A 1,237-nucleotide genomic window follows, 5' to 3' on the forward strand; every position below is an offset into this window, starting at 1 on the left:
GTAGATACCGTCTTCCCCCTTAGTGAGCAAGAGCCAGTTTTTGATCGAAAGGCTGGCCTGATTTCAGCACCCCATAAGCGATATGCAATAACTTGCGCATCGCTGCGCAGACGATCTGTTTGCCAGTCTTGCCACGGGCTTTGAGGCGGTCACGTAAGGCGCTGATGGTTGCGTTGTGCTTGAGCGAGCTGACAGCCGGCATATAGAGCCCAGCCCTCAGGCGAGACGAGCCTGTTCGGGAGATGCGTGTCTGGCCCTTGTAGGTACCGGATTCCTGCAGCCTGGGGTTCAGTCCGGCAAAGGCGGTAATGGCTCGGCAACTGCCGAACCGCAAAGGGTCGCCCAGCTCGGCCAGCAGCAGGGCGGCCGTCTTGTCACCGATGCCATCAATGCTGGTCAGCAGTTCGTGCTTGTTGCGCAGGTCCGGATCATTGTCGATATGGTCTTGGATCGCTTTAAGCGTCTCGGTGATCTGCCGATCGACATGCTGAAGCACCGATTGGATCGAAGGATGCACGCTGCTATCGGCAACCTCCAAGCGGTTGCGCTCCATCTGCTGAATCCCTTGCAGATCCTCCAGGCGGCGAACCAGCGCCCTCAGGCGCCGGATGGCTTGGGGCTCAGGCTGCCAGATGCGCAGCTCATCCCGATGCCGCTCGCCATACGCGGCGATCAGCTTGGCGTCGACCTTGTCGGTCTTTACGCGCTGCAGCTGGCTGCGGGCATAGTAGGCAACCTGGGCCGGATTCAGGATGCAGACACGGTAACCCTTACCATGCAGCCAGTCGGCCAGCGCTTCATGGTAGGTGCCGGTCGCTTCCATCAAAAGCCAGGTGTTTGGCTCGCCGTGCTTGTGCAGCCACTGCTCCAGCTCTTTGAAACCGACAGCACTATTGGCCAGTTTGGTTTTGGTGCGGTACTTGCCGTTGGCCTGAAGAGTGGCGATATCGAACGTGCGCTTGGCGATATCAATGCCGATGATACGGGGCATGAGAACTCCTTGTGCGGATTCAAAAACGATCATCACTGCACTCAGCTCAACCTTGTGAATGCGAGCTCTCGCCAACGGCGGGCTCTAGATACCGTTCGAGCTGTTCGAGTGAGTGTGGAAGGTCGAAGTGCTATCTACGTCGCAGGCTCGGGGCCTCAGGGTGGGCACGCCTTCCCGACCTTCCCCCGATGATCAGTCGGGAACTATCACCCCAAATAGCGTGGTAGTCGAGATACAAGGGTGGGC

General features: G+C 58.6%; 1 protein-coding gene. It reads right to left on the minus strand.

Annotated elements, in window-relative coordinates; genetic code table 11:
- Window positions 1–19: 19 nt before the first annotated feature.
- The gene (locus tag NA647_RS19570; RefSeq protein WP_256059165.1) at window positions 20–991 is read right to left on the minus strand and encodes an IS110 family transposase; all 972 of its coding nucleotides are present in this window, start codon (window positions 989–991) and stop codon (window positions 20–22) included.
- Window positions 992–1,237: the final 246 nt, after the last annotated feature.

The organism is Stutzerimonas stutzeri (assembly GCF_024448985.1).
Lineage (GTDB): Bacteria > Pseudomonadota > Gammaproteobacteria > Pseudomonadales > Pseudomonadaceae > Stutzerimonas > Stutzerimonas stutzeri_AP.